The organism is Pseudomonas monteilii, assembly GCA_001534745.1.
Taxonomy (GTDB): Bacteria; Pseudomonadota; Gammaproteobacteria; order Pseudomonadales; family Pseudomonadaceae; genus Aquipseudomonas; species Aquipseudomonas alabamensis.
Window position 1 is genome coordinate 3214817 of the sequence record CP013997.1, and the last position, 20916, is coordinate 3235732.

At 65.9% G+C, this 20916-nt stretch carries 21 protein-coding genes; all 21 read right to left on the reverse strand.

The genetic code is table 11. The features are described from left to right. Window positions 1-423: 423 nt before the first annotated feature. Window positions 424-1566 carry a flagellar biosynthetic protein FlhB gene (locus APT63_13635; GenBank protein AMA46578.1) on the reverse strand — a complete coding sequence of 381 codons (1143 nt, stop codon included), beginning with the start codon at window positions 1564-1566 and terminating at the stop codon, window positions 424-426. A gap of 2 nt (window positions 1567-1568) precedes the next feature. Continuing rightward, window positions 1569-2345, reverse strand: coding sequence for a flagellar biosynthetic protein FliR (locus APT63_13640; protein AMA46579.1), 777 nt, complete (start codon window positions 2343-2345; stop codon window positions 1569-1571). Between the two features lie 7 nt (window positions 2346-2352). After that, a complete protein-coding gene (locus tag APT63_13645; GenBank protein AMA46580.1) occupies window positions 2353-2622 on the reverse strand; it encodes a flagellar biosynthetic protein FliQ in 270 nt (89 codons plus the stop codon). Window positions 2623-2644: 22 nt separating this feature from the next. Beyond that, window positions 2645-3397 carry a flagellar biosynthesis protein flip gene (locus APT63_13650; protein AMA46581.1) on the reverse strand — a complete coding sequence of 251 codons (753 nt, stop codon included), beginning with the start codon at window positions 3395-3397 and terminating at the stop codon, window positions 2645-2647. Then, window positions 3397-3825, reverse strand: a complete 429-nt coding sequence (locus tag APT63_13655) for a flagellar assembly protein FliO (GenBank protein ID AMA47900.1) — start codon at window positions 3823-3825, stop codon at window positions 3397-3399. The genes APT63_13650 and APT63_13655 overlap by 1 nt, the downstream gene beginning before the upstream one ends. A gap of 12 nt (window positions 3826-3837) precedes the next feature. Then, entirely contained in the window at window positions 3838-4311 is a 474-nt protein-coding gene (fliN, locus tag APT63_13660) for a flagellar motor switch protein (protein AMA46582.1), read from the reverse strand. 45 nt (window positions 4312-4356) lie between these two features. Continuing rightward, the gene (locus APT63_13665; GenBank protein ID AMA46583.1) at window positions 4357-5325 is read right to left on the reverse strand and encodes a flagellar motor switch protein FliM; all 969 of its coding nucleotides are present in this window, start codon (window positions 5323-5325) and stop codon (window positions 4357-4359) included. A gap of 9 nt (window positions 5326-5334) precedes the next feature. Further along, a complete protein-coding gene (locus APT63_13670; GenBank protein ID AMA46584.1) occupies window positions 5335-5835 on the reverse strand; it encodes a flagellar basal body-associated protein FliL in 501 nt (166 codons plus the stop codon). A 735-nt stretch (window positions 5836-6570) separates the two neighbouring features. Continuing rightward, window positions 6571-7833: a flagellar hook-length control protein gene (locus APT63_13675; protein ID AMA46585.1), complete on the reverse strand. Its 1263-nt coding sequence runs from the start codon at window positions 7831-7833 to the stop codon at window positions 6571-6573. Window positions 7834-7904: 71 nt separating this feature from the next. Beyond that, entirely contained in the window at window positions 7905-8252 is a 348-nt protein-coding gene (locus tag APT63_13680) for a histidine kinase (protein ID AMA46586.1), read from the reverse strand. 20 nt (window positions 8253-8272) lie between these two features. Then, window positions 8273-9979 (reverse strand): fused response regulator/phosphatase, encoded by a 1707-nt coding sequence (locus APT63_13685; protein AMA46587.1) that lies wholly within the window; start codon window positions 9977-9979, stop codon window positions 8273-8275. 16 nt (window positions 9980-9995) lie between these two features. Next, window positions 9996-10301 carry an anti-anti-sigma factor gene (locus tag APT63_13690; GenBank protein AMA46588.1) on the reverse strand — a complete coding sequence of 102 codons (306 nt, stop codon included), beginning with the start codon at window positions 10299-10301 and terminating at the stop codon, window positions 9996-9998. Window positions 10302-10524: 223 nt separating this feature from the next. After that, a complete protein-coding gene (locus tag APT63_13695) occupies window positions 10525-10977 on the reverse strand; it encodes a flagellar protein FliJ (GenBank protein AMA46589.1) in 453 nt (150 codons plus the stop codon). Between the two features lie 5 nt (window positions 10978-10982). Beyond that, window positions 10983-12341, reverse strand: a complete 1359-nt coding sequence (fliI, locus tag APT63_13700; protein ID AMA46590.1) for a flagellar protein export ATPase FliI — start codon at window positions 12339-12341, stop codon at window positions 10983-10985. Beyond that, complete coding sequence (locus APT63_13705; GenBank protein AMA46591.1) at window positions 12331-13092, reverse strand: flagellar assembly protein FliH; 762 nt, start codon at window positions 13090-13092, stop codon at window positions 12331-12333. The genes fliI and APT63_13705 overlap by 11 nt, the downstream gene beginning before the upstream one ends. A gap of 67 nt (window positions 13093-13159) precedes the next feature. Continuing rightward, window positions 13160-14179, reverse strand: a complete 1020-nt coding sequence (locus APT63_13710) for a flagellar motor switch protein FliG (GenBank protein ID AMA46592.1) — start codon at window positions 14177-14179, stop codon at window positions 13160-13162. Then, the gene (locus APT63_13715; protein AMA46593.1) at window positions 14172-15953 is read right to left on the reverse strand and encodes a flagellar M-ring protein FliF; all 1782 of its coding nucleotides are present in this window, start codon (window positions 15951-15953) and stop codon (window positions 14172-14174) included. The genes APT63_13710 and APT63_13715 overlap by 8 nt, the downstream gene beginning before the upstream one ends. Before the next feature lie 14 nt (window positions 15954-15967). Beyond that, window positions 15968-16300, reverse strand: coding sequence for a flagellar hook-basal body protein FliE (locus tag APT63_13720; GenBank protein AMA46594.1), 333 nt, complete (start codon window positions 16298-16300; stop codon window positions 15968-15970). 105 nt (window positions 16301-16405) lie between these two features. Beyond that, a complete protein-coding gene (locus APT63_13725) occupies window positions 16406-17776 on the reverse strand; it encodes a Fis family transcriptional regulator (protein ID AMA46595.1) in 1371 nt (456 codons plus the stop codon). Then, the gene (locus APT63_13730) at window positions 17773-18996 is read right to left on the reverse strand and encodes a PAS domain-containing sensor histidine kinase (GenBank protein ID AMA46596.1); all 1224 of its coding nucleotides are present in this window, start codon (window positions 18994-18996) and stop codon (window positions 17773-17775) included. The genes APT63_13725 and APT63_13730 overlap by 4 nt, the downstream gene beginning before the upstream one ends. 363 nt (window positions 18997-19359) lie before the next feature. Beyond that, on the reverse strand, window positions 19360-20835 hold the full coding sequence (locus APT63_13735; protein ID AMA46597.1) for an AAA family ATPase: 1476 nt from the start codon (window positions 20833-20835) through the stop codon (window positions 19360-19362). Window positions 20836-20916 lie beyond the last annotated feature (81 nt).

Consider the following 20916-nt stretch of genomic DNA (forward strand, 5'->3'; position numbering starts at 1 on the left):
CTTGTTGATTTTAAAGGAAATAATTTTAGAATCTTGTGGGCCCTGCGGGCCCAATCGCGGCACAGGGGCCCCACAGGTGACCGCGATAGCCTGCAACCCCGCGATGGGGCTACGGGTGTAGGAGCGGCCCCAGTGCCGCGATGGGCCGCAAAGCGGCCCCAAAATCGACTAGCAATGAAGCTCCTGATCCTGCCAGCGATCGCCATGTTCTCTGCGCGACAGCGCGGCGCCAAGGCGGCGGGTGGACTCCCACACAGATCGCTGCGGCCTGTCGGTGTAGACATAGCTGCGCAAGCAGTTTGTGGGAGCGGGCTTGCCCGCGATAGCGTCCGGTCCGTCACTGCCTGCATCGCGGGCAAGCCCGCTGATTTCAAAAGACATAGTCACAGGATTTCGTGGGCCCTGCGGGCCCACCCGACCTCGTCATTCCTCCCGCCGCAGATCCTCGGGAATCGGCAGGTCCTTCTTCAACGGATCCGGCGCCTTGCCGCGTCCGGCGCGGTACTGACGCAACTGGTACACGTACGCCAGCACCTGGGCCACGGCCAAATACAACCCGCCCGGAATCTCCTGCTCGAGTTCGGTGCTGTAGTAGATCGCCCGCGCCAGGGCCGGCGATTCGAGGATCTGCACGTTGTGCCCCACCGCGATCTCGCGGATCTTCAGGGCGATGAAGTCGGTCCCCTTGGCCAGCAGCAAAGGTGCCGCGCCATTCTTCTCGGGGTCGTACTTCAGGGCCACGGCATAGTGGGTCGGGTTGGTGATGATCACGTCGGCATCGGGCACCGCTGCCATCATCCGCCGCTGCGACGCGTCGCGCTGCAACTGCCGAATGCGCTGCTTGACCTCGGGCTTGCCCTCGGAGTCCTTGTACTCGTCGCGTATCTCCTGCTTGGTCATCTTCAGCTTGTTGTGCGACTGCCAGAGCTGGTACGGCACGTCGGCCGCGGCGATCAGCAGCAAACCCGCGGCCATCCACAGCGCACTCCACCCGACCACCTGGACACTGTGGATGATCGCCTGGTCGAGCGGTTCGTTGGCGATCGACAGCAGGTCCTGACGGTCGTGGGACAGCACCGCCAAGGCCACGGCCAGGATCACCATGAACTTGGCGATCGCCTTGAGCAGTTCGGTCAACGCATGCATCGAGAACATCCGCTTGAGCCCGGCCAAGGGGTTCATGCGGCTGAATTTCGGCGCCAGCAGGCTGCCGGAGAACAGAAAGCCCCCCAGCGCGATGGGCCCGATGAAGGACATCACGAACAGCACCACCAGCACCGGCTGGGTGGCCCAGATGGCCATCTTGCCGGACCCGAGCAGGAAGCGGCCCATGGCGCCGACATCGAGCACCGCCTCGCGGGGGATGTCGAAGTTCATGCGCATCAGGGTCATCAGGGTCTCGGCCAGGTACCCGCCGAAGGCCAGCAAGGCGCCCGCGCCCGCCAGGGTGACCACCACGGTGTTGAGTTCGCGCGAGCGGGCGATCTCGCCCTTCTTGCGGGCGTCCTGCTTGCGCTTGTCGGTGGGGTCTTCTGTCTTGTCCTGACCGCTTTCGCTCTCTGCCATGCTCAGCGCGCCCTTGCCAGATCACGCAACCACAGCAGGGCCTCGCTGGCCACGGCCTGGTAATGCGACAGAATGTCGGCCAGGCCGACCCAGAACACCAGCATGCCCAGCACCAGGGTCAGCGGGAAGCCGATTGAGAAGATGTTCAGCTGCGGCGCGGCCCGGGTCATGACGCCGAAGGCGACGTTGACCACCAGCAGCGCAGTGATGGCCGGCAGGATCAGCAGCAGCCCGGCGCCCATGACCCAGCCCAGCCGCCCGGCCAGCTCCCAGAACTGCGTCACCGACAGCGCATGGCCCACCGGCAGCGTGGTGAAACTCTCGGTCAGCACTTCGAACAGCACCAGGTGGCCGTTCATCAGCAGGAAGAGCACGCTCACCAACATGGTCATGAACTGGCTGATCACCGTGACGTTGACGCCGTTGGCCGGGTCGACCATGGACGCGAACGCCATGCCCATCTGCACGGCGACGATCTGCCCGGCGATCACGAAGGCCTGGAACAGCAGCTGCAGGGACAACCCGAACATGACCCCGACGATCACCTGCTCGGCGATCAGCAGCAGGCCATCGAGACCCAGCGGATTGACCGCCGGCAAGGGCGGCAGCGAGGGCAGGATGGCGACGGTAATCGCCACCCCCAGGTACAGCCGGATGCGCGCGGGCAACATGCGCGTGCCGAGGATGGGCATGGTCATCAGCACCGCCACGACCCGGAACAGCGGCAGCACCAGGGTCGCCACCCAGGTGGAGATCTGCGCATCGGTCAGCTCGAGCATGGCCGCCTCAACCGATCAGCTGCGGGATGCTGGTGTACAGGTTGGTGATGTACTCCATGAACTTCTGCACCAGCCACGGCCCGGTGACGATCAGCGTGACCAGCATCACCAGCAGGCGTGGCAGGAAGCTCAAGGTCTGTTCGTTGATCTGCGTGGCGGCCTGGAACATCGCCACCACCAGGCCGACCAACAGGCTCGGCACCACCAGGATGGCCACCAGCAGCGTGGTCAGCCACAGCGCATCGCGAAACAGGTCGACGGCAATTTCCGGGGTCATCGGCACTTCTCCTGAAAAGCGGTCAGACGCCGCCGAAGCTGCTGGCCAGGGTGCCCATGATCAGGGCCCAACCGTCGACCAGCACGAACAGCATGATCTTGAACGGCAACGAGATGATCAGCGGCGACAGCATCATCATGCCCATGGCCATCAGCACGCTCGCCACCACCATGTCGATGATCAGGAACGGGATGAAGATCATGAAGCCGATCTGGAACGCGGTCTTGAGCTCCGAGGTGACGAACGCCGGCACCAGGATGGTCAGTGGCGCCTGGTCGGGGCTGGCGATGTCGGTGCGCTTGGACAGGCGCATGAACAGGTCCAGGTCGCTCTGGCGCGTCTGCGCCAGCATGAACTCCTTGATCGGGCCCTGGGCGCGGTCGAGGGCCTGTGGGGCGGTCAGCTGTTCGTTCAGGTACGGCTGCAAGGCGTCCTGGTTCACCCTGTCGAACACCGGCGCCATGATGAAGAAGGTCAGGAACAGCGCCAGGCCCGTAAGCACCTGGTTCGACGGCGTCTGCTGCAGGCCCAGGGCCTGACGCAGGATCGAGAACACGATGATGATCCGGGTGAAGCTGGTCATCAGGATGACGATCGCCGGGATGAAGCTCAGCGCCGTCATGATCAGCAGGATCTGCAGGCTGACCGAATACTCCTGCTGACCGTCCGGGCCATTGGCCAGGGTGATCGCCGGGATCGACAGCGGGTCGGCCGCCAGGGCCAGTGGCGCGCCGAGCAGCAGCGCCAACGTCAACAGCATGCGCCATGCGCCCATCACGTCTTGTCCTTGTGGTCCTTGCCCATCAGCTCCATGAGGCGCTGAGCGAATTCCGGCGTGGCCTGACGCGCGCTGGCCGGCACCTCCACCGGTTCGTCCAGCACGTGCAGCGCCTCGATCGTGCCAGGGCTGTGCCCCAGCAGGATCTGCGCCTTGCCCACCTGCACCAGCAGCAACCGATCACGCGGGCCGATGGTGCGGCTGCCGAGGATCTCGATCACCTGCCCGCGCTGCGGCGTGGCGCCCTGCACCCGCCGCAGCAGCCAGGCCATCACGAAGATCAGGCCGAGCACCGCCAGCAGGCCGAGCACCATCTGCAGCACCTGGCCACCGAGGTTGCCGGGCGCCGCACCGGTCGGCGCGACGGTCGCCGCGCTGGCCAGGGAAGCGACGCCTGCCAGGCCGAGGGCCACCAGGGCACGCATCAGGCCGGCCACTCAGCGCAGCTTCCGAATGCGCTCGCTGGGGCTGATCACGTCGGTCAGGCGGATGCCGAACTTCTCGTTGACCACCACCACCTCGCCATGGGCGATCAGGGTTCCGTTGACCAGCACGTCCAGCGGCTCGCCGGCCAGGCGGTCGAGCTCGATCACCGAGCCCTGGTTGAGCTGCAGCAGGTTGCGGATGCTGATCTCGGTGCTGCCCACTTCCATGGAGATGTTCACCGGGATGTCCAGGATCACGTCCAGGTTCGGGCCTTCCAGGTTGACGTTCTCCTTGGGCCGCGGCGAGCTGGCGAACTCTTCCATCGGCAGGCGGCCGGCGCCGGCGGAGGCCGAACGGCCGGCATCGGCAGCGAGCAAGGCGTCGATGTCGGCCTGACCGGCGTCACCGGTCTCCTGCAGGGCAGCGGCCCATTCGTCGGCCAGGGCCTGGTCGTCGACGGAGGGGATTTCGTTTTCGTTGGCCATGATGTCCTCGACTGGCGTTCAACTGAAGAATGACGGACGGGCGCCTCAGCGGCGCTCGATCGGGTCGATGACCTGCACGGCCAAGGTGCCCTTGTGCGAGCCGAGCCGCGCCTTGAACGACGGCACGCCGTTGGTGCGCAAGACCAGATGGTCGGGCAGCTCGATGGGGATCACGTCACCCGGCTGCATGTGCAGGATGTCGCGCAGCTTGAGCTGGCGACGGGCCACGGTGGCGGTCAACGGCACGCTCACGTCCAGCACGTCCTCGCGCAGGGCCTTGACCCAGCGCTCGTCCTGATCGTCCAGGTCGGACTGGAAGCCCGCATCGAGCATTTCACGTACCGGCTCGATCATCGAATACGGCATGGTCACGTGCAGGTCGCCGCCGCCGCCATCGAGTTCGATGTGGAAAGTCGAGACCACCACCGCCTCGCTCGGGCCGACGATGTTGGCCATGGCCGGGTTGACCTCGGAATTGATGTACTCGAAGTTGACCGGCATGATCGCCTGCCAGGCTTCCTTGAGATCGACGAAGACCTGGTCCAGCACCATGCGCACCACGCGCAGTTCGGTCGGGGTGAACTCGCGACCCTCGATCTTGGCGTGACGCCCGTCGCCGCCGAAGAAGTTGTCCACCAGCTTGAACACCAGCTTGGCGTCGAGGATGAACAGCGCGGTGCCGCGCAACGGCTTGACCTTGACCAGATTGAGGCTGGTGGGCACGTACAGCGAATGCACGTATTCGCCGAACTTCATCACCTGCACACCACCGACCGCCACGTCGGCGGAGCGACGCAGCAGGTTGAACATGCTGATGCGGGTGTAACGGGCGAACCGTTCGTTGATCATTTCCAGGGTCGGCATGCGTCCACGGACGATCCGATCCTGACTGGTCAGGTCGTAGCTCTTGACGCTGCCCGGCTCGGTGGGCACATCGGTCTGCACCAGACCATCGTCCACCCCGTGCAACAGGGCGTCGATCTCATCCTGGGACAGCAGGTCCTGCACAGCCATCGGGTGCTCCTACTGCAATACGAAGTTGGTGAACAGCAGCTGATCCACGACCGGCTTGCCGACTTCCTTCTGCGCTACTTCCTGGACGACCACGGTGGCCTTCTGGCGTAGCATCTCCTGGCCGACCGGGCTGCCGGCCAGGGTGTCGAAGCCCTGCCCGGAGAACATCATCACCAGGTTGTTGCGAATCACCGGCATGTGCACCTTGAGCGCGTCCAGGTCGGCCTGGTTGCGCGCCTGCAAGGTGATGCTTACCTGCATGTAGCGCTGACGGCCGTTCTGGTTGAAGTTGACCACGAAGGCGGGGGTAAGTGCCTCGTAGATCGCCGCCGGCTTGGCGTTGGCCTGCGCCGGATCGGCAGCCGGGGCCGGTTCGCTCTTGTGCATGAAGAACCAGGTGGCGCCCACGGACAGGCCGACGGCCAGCAGCAGGCCAACGACCAGCAGCAGGATCAGCTTGAGCTTGCCCTTCTTGGCGCCGGGTTCTTTCGTGTCTTCGGTTTTTGCCATGCCAATAATCCGTCATCCAGCGAGGAGGTCGAGAGGAATGACGGGGGTCGAGCAAGTGTTATGCCAGGTCTGCTGATGGGGTGGATGCGGGGAGTGAAATGGGACTGGGGCGGTGGCTGCCAGGCGGTGATGGAACTTTGACAAGCTGGCGTCATGCCTGCCCAGCGTGCAGCGACGCCACCATCGCAATCGCGGGCAAGCCCGCTCCCACAGGGTGGTGCACGCTCCTGCTTCTTGGCAGCCTGCACTGGCTGGCCTGGATGGTGCAAACCCATGCTTCTTGGCAACCTTTACTGGCTTACCTGATGGTGCAAGCCCATGCTTCTTGGCCGCCTGCACTGGCCTCTGTGGGAGTCCGCTCGCCGCCTTGGCGCCGCGCTGTCGCGCAGAGAACATGGCGATAGGTAGCAGGATCCGAAGCTTTATTGCTAATCGATTTTAGGGCCGCTTTGCGGCCCATCGCGGCACTGGGGCCGCTCCTACACCCGTAGCCCCACCGCGGGGTTGCAGGCTACCACGGTCACCTGTGGGAGCGGCCCCAGCCGGGGCGCCGGACCGGCCGCGATTGGGCCCGCAGGGCCCACAAAATCCTGAAATTATTCCTTTTAAAATCAACAAGATATTTTATGTTCTATGAGAGCTGGCTTGCCAGCGATGAGGCCCGTACAGGCGACGCCTGGCAAGTCGGTGCCCCATGGGCTCGAGCAGAAGGCGTGATCGGACCGGCCCTTCTTTCTACGCGTAGTAATCCACCGCACTACTCCCCATCACCACCTGCCGCTCAGCCACCGTGCCCACCGCCTCGCGCTCCCCACCCTGCCCTTCGGCTTCCGCACGGCGGGCTGCCACGCCCGACAGACGTGTCTCGCCCTGCTGTTGCGCCTGCTGCTGTTGCTGGCTACGAGACTGGTCGGCCACGCTCACGTCCGGCTGGGCCAGGCCCTGCTGGGTGAACAGCTCGCGCAGCCGGTGCAGCTGGCTGTCGAGGGTGTCGCGCACGCCGGCATGGCCGCTGACGAAGGTGATCTGGGTCGCCTGGTCGGTGGCCATGTTCACACGGATGTCCAGGCGGCCCAGTTCGGCGGGTTCGAGCTGGATGTCGGCCGACTTGAGGTTCTGGCTGGACAGGTACATGACGCGATTGACCAGGCCTTCGCTCCAGGCGCTCTGGTTCAGGGCCAGCGGCTGCTGCAGCGGATTGCTCGGCAAGGCGGCTTCGGTCTTGTGGGGCACGGCCTGGGTCAGGGCGGCCAGGCGGTTGGCGAAATCGTCGACACGGGTGTCCTGGCCTGCACCCTTGATGTCTTTCAGACCGCTGTCGATCAGCGCACCGAAGGCCTTGTCACCTTGCTCGGACGCACCCGCCTCCCCCTCGGCAGCCAGGTCTAGCGTCGCCAAGGTATTGACGGCGCCCCGGCCATCCCCTGGAGAAGCGTCAGTTTCTTCACGGGCATGGGCCGAGGTGGTGCCCTGACGCTCGGCGCTGTGCTGCAGGGCCAGGCGCAAGGCCGGCAGGTCGGCCAGGGGGTCACCGCTGGGGTCGAACGACTCGCCTTCCGCCGCGTCTTCATCGCTGGTCGTGGCCTGAGGCGGCGCCAGGGGCAAGCCGGCGACCGCTTCGGCCTGGGCCTGCATCATCTGCGCCCCAGGCGGTGCATCGGTCACCTGGCCGGCCACCAGGCGCGCATCGGTCGAATCGACCGCAGCGGCATCGACCGTATCGCGCTCGTCGACCGGCAAGGACTTGCCGCCCTCAGCCGCCTGCGAGGCCTCGGCTTGCCGTCCATCCGCCTCGACCTTGCGCTCATCGCCGCGGGCCCGCTCGGGCGTGTCCGCACGCGGCGCAGCGCCTGGCTTGGCCTGTCGGGCCATGACCTGGTCGAAGCCCGAGGCACGGTCGTTGCCCGCCTGCGAGGCTTTTTCGGACGCGGTGGCGCGGGCAGTGACGGACGCGGTCGCAGGGCCGGTCTGCAACAGGGGATTGGACGCAACGGGCATTGAAACGGTCTCCGCGCCAGAAGGCTGAATGGCTCTGGCACAAAAGCAGGCAAAACTCGCGCCAGCTTGTCTCAGACCGCTGAAAATCGCTCGCGCTCGCCGCTGTAGAACCGCTGCACTTCCTGGTATTCCTGATCGATCTGGTTGATCAGGTCCTCGATGCCATACAAGGGCAATTGCCGGGTACGCTCCTCGAGCTGGCGGCACAGCTCGGCCAGGCCCACGGCCCCCATGTTGCTGCTGCTGCCCTTGAAGCTATGGGCCGCCTGGCCCAGCTCGCCCGCGTCCTTGGCATCGTGCAGCTGCGACAGACGCCGCTGGGAATCTTCCAGGAAGATCTCCAGCAGCTGAAGGTAGCCATCTTCCATGACGTCCCGCAGGTCGCTCAGGACCTTGTGATCGATATGATGCTCTGACACTTGTTCACTCCCTGACCAAGTCACTGACCCTGGGCGCCCCAGGCGAATTCCACACGGGCCCGACGCCCGCCATCGAGCCATTGCGCACGCTGGCTCAAGCGTTGTACCAGATCCAGGCCACGTCCGCTCAACCCACGCTGCGTGGGCACAGGCGCCAGCACACGCTGGACGTCGAAACCCTCGCCACTGTCGAGCACCTCGATCGTCAAGCGTCCCCCATCGTCCTTCGGTTCGACCTGCAGCGCAAGACGCACGAAGCCTTCAGGGACCGCCGCCAGTCGCAAGGCCCGTTGTCGATAGTACTCGGCGAACCCTGCAGCGTCGCGCTTGAGGGCCGAGTCGAGCTTCAGCACGCCATGCTCCAGGGCATTGGAATACAGCTCCGTCAGCACGCTGTGCAAGGCGCCGCTGCATGCGCGCAGCCCGGGCACCGCCTGCAGCAGTTGCAGCAGGAACGGAATCGGGTTGAGCTGTTGCAGGCTCTCGTCGCACACCTCGAAGGACAACGACCAGCGCGACGAGGCCGAAACGCCTCGGCGTGCCGCACCGAGCACCGAAGGCGGCGCATGCTCGGGTTCCGCCAGACGGATGTCGACCAGGCTGACATCGTCCCGTGCATGCCCACCGAAGGTCGCCAGGGCCTGAACCACATGATCGAGCGAGGAGCCGCCCACCTCGCTGGCGCTCAGGGCGGCCTGCAACTGCTCCACACCGAAAGGCCGATCCTGGGCATCCCGCCGATCGACCACGCCGTCGGAGACCAGGAACAGCCGATCACCGGCCTGCAACGGCATGACCTCCAGCTCATCGTCGAACTGGCCGCTGTCCAGAATGCCCAGGGGCAGATGTCGCGAGCGCAAGGCTGCGCGAATGACGCCGCCCGCATCCAGGCGATAGCCGTCGGGCATGCCGCCGTTCCAGACCTCGACGGTGCGGTGCTGGAAGCTGACGCTGAGCACCACGGCGCAGCAGAACATGTCCACCGGCAGGATGCGCTTGAGCTTGGCGTTGAGCTCACGGACGACTTCGGCCAGCCCGTAGCCCTTGGCCGTCATGCTGTAGAACACATCGGCCAGCGGCATGGCGCCGACCGCCGCGGGCAGGCCGTGGCCGGTGAAATCGCCCAGCAGCACATGCATGTCACCCGACGGCGCGTGCGCGGCCAGCAGCAGGTCGCCGTTGAACAGCGCATAGGGCGATTGCACGTAGCGGATGTGCGGCGAGTTCAGGCAGCCGGAGTGGGTGACCTTGTCGAATACCGCCTTGGCCACCCGCTGTTCGTTGAGCAGGTGATGGTGGTGCCGGGCAATCTCGTCACGCTGCGCCAGGACCGTGGCCTGCAGTCGGCGCAAGCGGTCCATGGCGCGGATCTTCGCCGCCAGCAGGGTCGCGTTGTAGGGCTTGGCCATGATGTCGTCACCGCCGGCCTCCAGGCAGCGCACCAGAGCCTCTTCTTCGCTCAGGGAGGTCAGGAAGATGATCGGCACCAGCGACTCGCCGGCCAGCTGCTTGATCTGCCGGGCAGCCTCGAACCCGTCCATCACCGGCATCAGGGCATCGAGCAGCACCAGCTGGGGCGCTTCCCGGGTGAACAGCTCCACGGCCTGCCGACCGTTCTCGGCGGTGAACACCTGATGCCCCTGGCGGCTGACGATTCGCGCCAGCAGCAGCCGGTCGGCGGCAGCGTCCTCGGCGATCAGCACCCGCAGGGGCTCACTGGCGGACATGGGCAGGCCTCCTGCGTCAGCGGATCGCGAACAGCTTGGAGAAATTGGAGATGGCCAGGATGGTGCGTACGTCGCTATTGGCGTTGACCACGCTCACACGCGCCTGCTCGCCACCTTGGTAGTCGCGCAGCAGAAGCAGCATGCCCAGCGCCGAACTGTCCAGGTAGGTGGTCTCGGCCAGGTCGATCACCACGTGTTCGGGGGCGACGGGCTGGTCTTCGTAAGCGCTGCGAAAGGCCTGATGCAGGCCGAAGTCGAAGCGCCCGCGAACCTTGATCGTCAAACGTTTTTCATCCGTTGAAAACAGGGTATCGACAGCCATGATGCGATTCCTTGAGCCCAGTGCGAGCGTTGACGCTAGGGCTTGTACGAAAAGTCGCCGAGCGGCGATCAGGCAAGGCGAAAACAGGCGAGGAAGCGGAGTTTGCTGGTTGCAAATGAGCATTCCGAGCCTGTTTTCAACGCAGCATGATCGTTGCGTAGGCACTTTTCGTACAAAGCCTAGAAGAGGTTTAGCAGGCCGGTGCCCCCTGGGCAAGCGTGCGTCAAGGCTGCTCCAGCCGAGGCAGGCGCTGGGCCAGCTCATCGAGCAGCTTCTGCTCGCGCTTGTCTTCGGCGCGGCGGGCTTCGTCGAGGTAGCGCTGCACCAGCTTGCGCAGGCCCTCGACGCGGGCATAGGCCTGCTGCCAGACCTGGCGGGCGTTGTTGAGGTTGTTCTGGTGCCAGGTCAGGCTCTGGCGCTGCTGGTTCATGGCCGTCTCCAGCTGGCCGAGAAAGCGCTGGTAGTTGAGCAGCCAGCTGCCGTTGACGCCCTGCCCGCCGCGGTTGATCCACTGCTGCTGGTAGTCTTCGCGAAAGCGCTCGAGCTCGCTCAGCTTGGCCTGCGCCTGGGTGACCTGCTGCTGGAACTGCCCCAGGCGCTGGACGGCCTTGCGTTCGGCTTCCTCGGCCATTTCCACCACGGGCGCCAGACGGGCGGCACGGCTGTTGGCGGCCATGACCGTCAGCTACCGGAAGGCGCAGCGAACAGGCTGCCCAGGTGACTACGGCTCTGCTCGAGGCTGACGTTCTCGTTCAACGCCTGACGCAGGTAGCCGACCAGTCGCGGCTGCAAGGCGATCGCCTGATCGGTCTCGGCATCGCCGCCGGCGACGTAGGCGCCGACGCTGATCAGGTCGCGCGCCTGGGACAGCTTCGACCAGAGCTGCTTGAATTTCTGCGCCTCGCGCAGGTGTTCGGGGCTGACCACCTGGGGCATGACCCGGCTGATGGAGGCTTCGATGTCGATGGCCGGGTAGTGACCTTCTTCGGCCAGGCGCCGGGACAGCACGAAGTGACCGTCGAGCACGCCACGCGCCGAGTCGGCGATCGGGTCCTGCTGGTCATCGCCTTCGGACAGCACGGTGTAGAAGGCGGTGATCGAGCCGCCGCCCGCCTCGCCATTGCCGGCACGCTCCACCAGCTTGGGCAGTTTGGCGAACACCGAGGGTGGATAGCCGCGGGTGGCCGGCGGCTCGCCGATGGCCAAAGCGATCTCGCGCTGGGCCTGGGCGAAGCGGGTCAGCGAATCCATCAGCAGCAACACGTTCTTGCCCTTGTCGCGGAAGTACTCGGCGATCCGCGTGCAGTACATGGCCGCCCGCAAGCGCATCAGCGGCGCATCGTCGGCGGGTGAGGCCACCACCACCGAGCGCTTCAGGCCTTCGCTGCCGAGGATGTGCTCGATGAATTCCTTGACCTCGCGGCCCCGCTCGCCGATCAGCCCGACCACGATGATCTCGGCCTCGGTGAAGCGGGTCATCATGCCCAGTAGCACCGACTTGCCCACCCCGGTACCGGCGAACAGGCCCAGGCGCTGGCCGCGGCCCACGGTGAGCAGCCCATTGATGCTGCGGATGCCGACGTCCAGTGGCTGGCTGATCGGGTCGCGGTTGAGCGGGTTGATCACCGGGCCATCGATCGGCACCCAGTCTTCGGCCTTCATCCCGCCACGCCCGTCCAGAGGACGCCCTACCCCGTCCAGCACGCGCCCGAGCATGCTCATGCCCATGGGCAGGCGACCGCTGTCGGCCAACGGCACCACGCGCGCACCCGGTGCGATACCGGCGACGCTGCCCACCGGCATGAGGTACACCTTGCTGCCGGAGAAGCCCATCACCTCGGCCTCGACCTGCACCGCCTGGTAACTGTCGTCGTTGATCACCACGCAGCGGCTGCCCACCGCCGCCCGCAGCCCTTCGGCTTCCAGGGTGAGGCCGACCATGCGCAGCAGGCGGCCCTCCACCACCGGCCGGGTCGGCAGGTCGATCGCGCCGAGGTAGCCCGACAGGCGCTTGGCGAAACTGGTGCGTTCAACCGGCATCGAAGGTGTCCGTCTCGAGGTTCAGGTCAGGGCTGGCCGGGTGCAGGACCTGGTCGTGCATCTGCTCGAACAGCTGGCCCACGGCCTGTTCGATGCGCGTTTCCATGCTGGCGTCGATCCGGCTGTGCGCCGTCTCGATCCGGCAGCCACCGGGCAGCAGCGTGTCGTCCTCGAGCAGCCTCCAGGTTTCTTCATGCCGCTCGCGCAGTGCCTTGGCGGCGTCGAAATCCTGGGGGTTGAGGTGGATGCGAATGTTCTCGGCGCCCATGGGCAGCAGCTTCAGGGCCTCGCGCAACACCTGGGTGATCTGCGCGGAATCCAGGCGCAGCTCGCGGCCGATCACCTGACGGGTGACATGGCTGACCAGGTGCACCAGCCCGCGCTCGATCTGCGCGTCCTGTTCGGCGATCGGTTCGAGCAACTGGGCCATGACCCGTTCGAGGCTGTCCAGCTTGGCCGCCAAGGCCACCTCGGCCTCCTGGCGCACCTTGAGCTGGGTGCTGTGGAAGCCCTCGCGCTCGCCGGTGGCGAAGCCCTCGTTCCAGGCCTCCTGGCGAATGCTCTCGAGGTCTTCGAGAGTCAGCGGCTGGACCTCGTCGAGCGGCACTTCCTCGACCTCGTCCTCCACGGCCTGGGGCTCGGGCTCGGGGGTCGGTTCGGGCAGCGGATCGAAGCTGGGCAGCGCCCAGACATCGACGCCCCGCAGGTCGCGGGCGCGGATCAGGTCGCTGGAGGGGTCGTTGCTGGACATGCGCTGGGGTACTCGAAACCGTGACTGAAGGGCCGGGTGTCACAGGTTGGACACCCGGCCAGGCCCATCAGATCATTTCTTCGGCGCCTTTGCCACCCAGCACGATCTCGCCGGCCTCGGCCATGCGCCGGGCGATGGTGAGGATTTCCTTCTGCGCCGCCTCGACATCGCTGACCCGGACTGGCCCCTTGGCTTCCAGGTCGTCGCGCAGCAGTTCGGAGGCGCGCTTGGACATGTTCTTGAAGACCTTGTCCTTGAACTTGTCGTCGGCCCCCTTGAGCGCCACCACCAGCACGTCCGACGAGACCTCGCGCAGCAGCGCCTGGATACCACGGTCTTCGACGTCGCCCAGGTTGTTGAAGACGAACATCAAGTCTTCGATCTGCTCGGACAGGTCGCTGTCGACCTCGCGGATCGAATCCATCAGCTGGCCTTCGACCGAGCTGTCGAGGAAGTTCATGATGTCGGCGGCGCGCTTGATGCCGCCCAAGGTGGTGCGCGCGGCGTTGGAGTTGCCGGAGAACTGCTTCTCGAGGATCTGGTTCAGCTCCTTGAGCGCGGCCGGCTGCACGGTGTTGAGCGAGGACACGCGCAGGATGATGTCCAGGCGCACCTTGTGGTCGAAATTGCTCAGCACCTCACCGGCCTGATCGGGGTCGAGGTAGGCGACGACGATGGCCTGGATCTGCGGGTGCTCGTAGCGGATCACGTCGGCCACCGCCCGCGGCTCCATCCACTTGAGGCTGTCCAGCCCGCTGGTGTTGCCCCCCAGCAGGATACGGTCGATCAGACCGTTGGCCTTGTCCTCGCCCAGGGCCTGGTTGAGCATCTTGCGGATGTAGCCGTCCGAGCCCACGCCGAGGCTGGTCTGGTCGCCGACGATGTCGACGAACTCGCTCATCACCTGCTGGACCTGCTCGCGGTTGATGTTGCCCATCTGCGCCATGGCCACGCCGACGCGCTGCACTTCCTTGGGCCCCATGTGGCGCAGGACCTGGGCCGCGTCGGTCTCGCCGAGCGACAGCAGCAGGATGGCGGCCTTGTCGACCTTGGTCAGTTTGGCGGTAGCGGCTCGATTGTCACTCATCGTCGTTGATCCACTCTTTGACGACCTGGGCGACACGGCCCGGGTCTTCGGCCACCAGGCCTTTGATTGCGTTCAACTGCGCCTCGTAACCCTCTTTCGGGCTAGGCAGCAGAATGCTTTGCGGCCCGCTGAGGCTCACACGGTCGTTGGCCAGCTCGCCATCGGCACCGATCATGCCGCCCATCTCCATGTCGCTGCCCAGCGCCTCGGCCGGACGGCCGCCACCGGAAATGTTTTTCAGCACCGGGCGCAGCACGCCGAACACCAGCACCAGGATGAACAGCACGCCGAGCACCTGCTTGACGATGTCCCAGAACCACGGTTGCGAGTAGAACGGCACTTCGGCGATGACTTCGCCACGGTCGGCGGAGAACGGCACGTTGACCACGCTGACGCTGTCGCCACGGCTGGCGTCGAAGCCCACCGCGTCCTGCACCAGGCGGGTGAAGCGTGCCAGGTCTTCGGCGCTCCACGGCGCACGGGTGGTCTGGCCGGTCGCCGCGTCGAGCTTGAGCTGGTCGTCCACCACCACGGCCACCGACAGGCGGGTCAGGCGCCCTTGCTGCTGGCGGGTGTGGCTGATCGAGCGATCGAGCTCGAAGTTGCGCGTGGTCTGCTCGCGCTTGTCGCTCGGATACGGTGCCAGCATGGGCTGGCCGGTGGCCGGGTCCATGATCTGCTGGCCGTTGGCATCGAGCAGCGGCTGACCCGGCTGGATCGCGCCTGCGCCCGCTGCGCCACCGGTAGCCACCTGCGGGGCGGCTGCAGCAGCCGGTGGCTGGTTGCTCAGTGCACCGGGCACGCCCGAGGAACCCGAGCTGCTGGAGCGTTGTTCATTGACCGCCTGCTCGCTGCGCAGAGCCGGCTGGTCGGGATTGAACTGCTCGGAGGTGGACTCGACCGCGTTGAAGTCGACGTCGGCCGAGACCTCGGCCTTGTAGCGGTCGTTGCCCAGCACCGGCTGCAGGATGCTCTGCACGCGCTGGGTCAACAGGCCTTCGATGCGCCGGCTGTAGTCGAACTGCTTGCCAGCGGCGCTCATGGCCGTGTCCTGCAACTGGTCGGAGAGCAGATTGCCCTTCTGGTCGACCACGGTGACCTGGGACTTGTCCAGTTCCGGCACGCTGGTCGCCACCAGGTTGACGATGGCCATGACCTGACCGGCTTCGAGCGAACGACCGGCGTACATCTCGATCAGCACCGAGGCACTGGGCTTGCGCTCGTCGCGCACGAACACCGAACTTTTCGGGATCGCCAGGTGCACGCGGGCGGCCTTGACGTTGTTCAGGCTGGCGATGGTGCGGGCCAGTTCGCCTTCCAGGCTGCGGCGGTACCGGGCTGCCTCCATGAACTGGCTGGTGCCCAGGCCCTGTTCCTTGTCGAGCATCTCGAAGCCGACGTTGCCATCGTTCGGCGCCACGCCTGCGGCGGCGAGCTTCAGACGCGCACGGGACAGGTCATCGGCCTTGACCAGCAAGGCACCGGAATTCGGCTCCACGGTGTAAGGAATGTCGGCAGAGGCCAGGGTGTCCATGACCTGCTTGGTGTCCATGCCCGCGAGGCTGCCATACAGCGGCCGGTAGTCCGGCTGCTGCGACCAGAGCACCACGGCAAAGCCGATGGCCACGCTCGCAGCCAGGCCGACCAGCAGGCCCATCTGGCGCAGAACCGGCATCCGCGAGATGTTTTCCAGGAACGCCAGGCCCGGCAAGCCAGGCTTGCGTGGGGCAGGAGCGCCGCTGGTAGCGGGTGGAGTGTCGAGTGCTTCGGCCATGTCTTAGCTTGCCCTCAAACCGGCATCTGCATGATGTCCTGATACGCTTGGACCACTTTGTTGCGCACTTGGGTCAATGCCTGGAACGAGACGCTGGCCTTTTGCGAGGCGATCATCACGTCGGTCAGGTCCACGCCGCTCTTGCCGATCTCGAAGGCATTGGCCAGTTGCGAGGACGCCTGCTGGGTCTCGTTGACCTTGCCGACGGCCTGACCCAGCATGTCGGCGAAGTTCATCGAACCCGCCTCGGGGGCGGCCGTGACCGTCGTCCGGGACAGCGACATGGCGTCGGCCTGCATGGCGCGCATGTCCAACATCAAACGATTGAATTCAACACCTTGGCTCATGGACTTCTCTCTGCGGCGGCCGCATTTTTTTGACACTCCTGCGGCGGATAGGCACGACCTAGCAACAACGATGCCAGCACCTGTTTCAGCGGCGTGACAAAGCGCTCAAAGGTCGGGCTCAGCGTCCAGGTCAAACCCGGCGTCACGCATCTGCGCCAGCTTGTAGCGCAGGGTTCGAGGGCTGATGCCGAGCCGATCGGCGGCTTCCTTGCGCCGGCCACGCTCGGCCCGCAGGACGTCGAGGATCATCTGAAATTCATGGCGGCGCAGGTCATGCTCCAGGCCACTGGGCACGGCGGCCTCTGCGACCTCGTCAGGCACGGCAGGCGGCGGCGCGACGGACGGGGCCGGTACGCTGCCGTCCAGACAGAAATCCGCCGCTTCGATCACCCCGCCCTGCTGCAGGATCAGCGCGCGCTGGAGCGCGTTGTCCAGCTCGCGCACGTTGCCTGGCCAGTGGTGCGCCAGCAGTCCTTGCCGGGCCGCCTCGGAAAAGCGTACGGGCGCATGGCGCATCTTGCCGACGTGTCGCGCCAGCAGGCGCTCGGCCAGCGGCAGAATGTCGGCGCTGCGCGCCCGCAGCGGCAGCAGCCGCAGAGGGAAGACCGACAGGCGATAGTAGAGGTCTTCACGGAACCGCCCCGCCGCCACCTCGGCGGCCAGGTCACGGTTGGTGGTGGCCAGCACGCGGATATCCAGCGCGATCGGCTTGCGTCCACCGACCCGCTCCACTTCACGCTCCTGCAGGACCCGCAACAGCTTGGCCTGCAAGGCCAGGGGCATCTCGGAAATCTCGTCGAGCAGCAGGGTACCGCCCTGGGCCTGCTCGAACTTGCCGGGCTGGGCGGCGATGGCGCCGGTGAAGGCGCCCTTTTCATGACCGAACAGCGTGGCTTCGAGCATGTTGTCCGGGATCGCGGCACAGTTGATGGCTACGAAGGGCTGTTCGGCGCGGGCCGAACGGCGATGCATGTAGCGCGCCAGCACTTCCTTGCCGGTGCCCGATTCGCCGGCGATCAGGACCGTGGAGTCGCTGCGCGCGACCCGTGCGGCCAGGTCGAGCAGGTGCCGACTGGCCGGATCGCACGCCACCGGCCCGTCATCATCGGGCAGCAGCCGTCCCTGCCCGTGCCGCTCCACCAGCGCCAGCAGCGCGCGCGGCTCGAACGGCTTGACCAGATAGTCCACCGCGCCCTGGCGCATGGCCTCGACCGCGCGCTCGACGGTGGCGTGGGCCGTCATCAGCAGCACCGGCAGGTGGGGCTGGGTGCGACGCAGATGCGCCAGCAGGCGATGACCATCCATGCCCGGCATGTTCACGTCGCTGATCACCAGGGCATAGGGCTCCTGCGTCACGGCGAGCAGGGCCGCCTCGGCACAGTCCACGGCGCGGTAGGCGAAGCCGCCGACTTCCAGGGTATCGGCCAGAGCCTGGCGCAGCGCGGGATCGTCCTCCACCAGCAAGACCTTGATCATGGGCGCGCCGACACGGGTGGGTGCGCCTCGGTCAGGGGCAGCTCGATGACGACACAGGTACCACGACCCAGCCGCGAGCGCCACTGCACCTGGCCTTGATGGGCACGCACCACGGCCTTCGTCACGGCCAGCCCCAGCCCCGTGCCGGTGGATTTGGTGGTCAGGAACGGCTCGCCCAGGCGAGCCAGCAGAGGCGGCGCGATACCAGGGCCGGCATCGCTGACAGCCAGGCGCAGGGTCGCCCCACGTCGGTAGAGGTGCACCTTGAGCCGCGCCGGCCCGTCGCTGGCCTGCAGGGCATTGTCCAGCAGGTTGAGTACAGCGCCGACCAGGGTGTCGCGGTTGCACGGCAGTTCGCCCAGGCGGGCGTCGCACTGCCAGCGCACGGCATGGCCCTGGACATGGCTCTGCGCGGCCTGCTGCAAGGCCTGGAACAGCGCCTTGGGCGTGAGCGTGTCGGTCAAGGGCAATTCGCCCCGGGCGAAGACCAGCATGTCGCGCACCTGGTGTTCCAGTTCGTGCAGGCGGGCCTTGAGGGTATCGGCGAAGCGCTGACGGGTGGCGGTGGGCAGGTTGGCCTCGGCGTCAGCCAGGTGGCCGGCGTAGAGCATGGCTGCCGACAGAGGGGTACGGATCTGGTGGGCCAGGGAGGCCATCATCCGGCCCAGGGACGACAGACGCTCGTGCCGCGCCAGCTGATCTTGCAGGTGGCGGGTTTCCGTCAAGTCGGTGAGCAGCACCAGTTGGCCAGGTTCGGCGTCCAGTGACCGGGTGGCGATGGACAGGCGACGCCCATCGCGCAGCGACACCTCATGCCCATCGTCCTTGCGTGGCGCGAAGCAGCGGACGATGACCTGACGCCACAGCTCGCCGCATAGCGGCTCGCCCAGCAGGTCGCTGGCGGCCGGGTTGGCTTCGCAGACCCGACCCTGGGCATCGATGACGATCACCCCACCTGGCAGCAGGTCGAGCAGATGACGCAGACGGTCGGCCAGGCGTGCCTTGTCGCCCAGTTCGGCCAGCCGCTGTTCGCTGACGGCCGCCAACTCCCCCTTGAGCGCATTGACCCGCGCTTCGAGCATGCCATAGGAGTCGGCGAGCTGATCGGCCACTTGGTCGACACGGCAAGCCGCCTGCTCACGAACGGGACGTTCGCATGGGCTGGAGGGCGTGGAGGCAGAAACGGCCGACGGGCGGACGAATGAGGCGGCGTGGGGCATCGTGCTGTCTCGTAGGGCTGACCGTCAAAAACGGTCCGGTACGAGAGGGGGAAGCAATCACCGTGCCGGGTGAAGACAAGACAGCCTGGGAGCGTGTAGCGAGATCGAAGCCGCCATCGCGGGCAAGCCCGCTCCCACACCCGTAGATACGCCGCAGTGATACAGCAATCGCTCAGCCTCTTGCAAGAGTGTCTTGTGGGACCCAATAGCGGCACGGGGCTGCTCCCGCACCCGTAGAGACACCGCAGTGGTACAGGCGATCGCGGTACTGTGGGAGCGGGCTTGCCCGCGATGGGCTGCAAGGCAGCCCTACGAGCCTTCAGTTACAGGCGCCCCCGATCCGGTGCGAGCGCCACACAGTCCTCATTCGTCCGCCGCGTCTTCCCCTTCACGCCGGCTCATGCCGTACTTGCGCATCTTCTCGACCAAGGTGGTTCGACGGATGCGCAGGCGTTCGGCGGCGCGGGCGACGATGCCGTTGGCATCGTCCAGCGCCTGCTGGATCAGCCCCTGCTCGAGGTTGCCCAGGTAGTCCTTGAGGTCCAGCCCCTCAGGCGGCAGCATGGCATGGCCCGAGAAACTGGTGGTCTGGCCGTTGATCGCGACGCGCTCTTCCAGCTCCGTGCGCAGGCTGTCGACCATCTGCTCGTCTTCGTCCTCGACATAGCGGAATTTCTTCGGCAGCTCGGACACCCCGATCACGCCGTACGGGTGCATGATCGCCATGCGCTCGACCAGGTTGGCCAGTTCGCGCACGTTGCCCGGCCAGCCGTGGCGGCACAGGGACATGATCGACGCCGAGTTGAAGCGGATCGAACCGCGCTTCTCGTGCTCCATGCGCGAGATCAGCTCGTTCATCAGCAGCGGAATGTCCTCGACGCGCTCGCGCAGCGGCGCCATCTCGATGGGGAACACATTGAGCCGGTAGTACAGATCCTCGCGGAAGGACCCGACCTCGATCATCTGCTCGAGGTTCTTGTGGGTCGCGGCAATGATGCGCACGTCGATGCTCTGGGTCTTGTTGCTGCCCACGCGTTCGAACGTGCGCTCCTGCAGCACGCGCAGCAACTTGACCTGCATGGGCAGCGGCATATCGCCGATCTCGTCGAGGAACAGCGTACCGCCATTGGCCAGCTCGAACCGCCCGGCGCGGCTGGTGATGGCCCCGGTGAACGCGCCCTTCTCGTGACCGAACAGCTCGCTCTCGAGCAGTTCGGCCGGAATCGCGCCGCAGTTGACCGGCACGAAGGGCGCTTCGCGGCGCTTGGAATGGTAATGCAGGTTACGGGCGACCACTTCCTTGCCGGTGCCCGATTCGCCCAGGATCAGCACGCTGGCATCGGTATCGGCCACCTGCTGCATCATCTGCCGGACATGCTGGATCGCACGGCTGGTACCGACCAGGCTGCGGAACAGGTTGGGCTCGCGCTGGCGGCCCCGCTCCCGCGCCTGGTCGTACATCTCGCGGTAGACCTGGGCACGGTGCAACGAGTCGAGCACCTGGCTATAGCTCGGGGGCATTTCCAGGCTGGACAGCACACGACGGCGCAGCTCTTCGGGGAACTCGGCGACAGAAATATCGCCAATCAGCAAAATCGGAAGGAACTCATCCCAGGCCAGCACTGTCTTAAGCACCCCAGACACCGTCGAGGGCGCTTCGACCGTGCCGATGAGTACGCAGAGCACATCCCGGTTCGATGCCAGGGACTCGACCGACTGCGACCACTCCTGGCTGGAACACGGCAGGTTCTCTTCGCCCAGGAAATTCAGCACCACCGCCAGATCGCGGCGGCGCTCGCTGTCGTCGTCGATCAGGAGAATTTTTGATTCACGCCACATGCAATAGCAACTTCCCTAGTCATATCGGCGCCCGGGGGCAGGCTCGACACCATTACGACTGAATGCTCAGCGTTCACGACG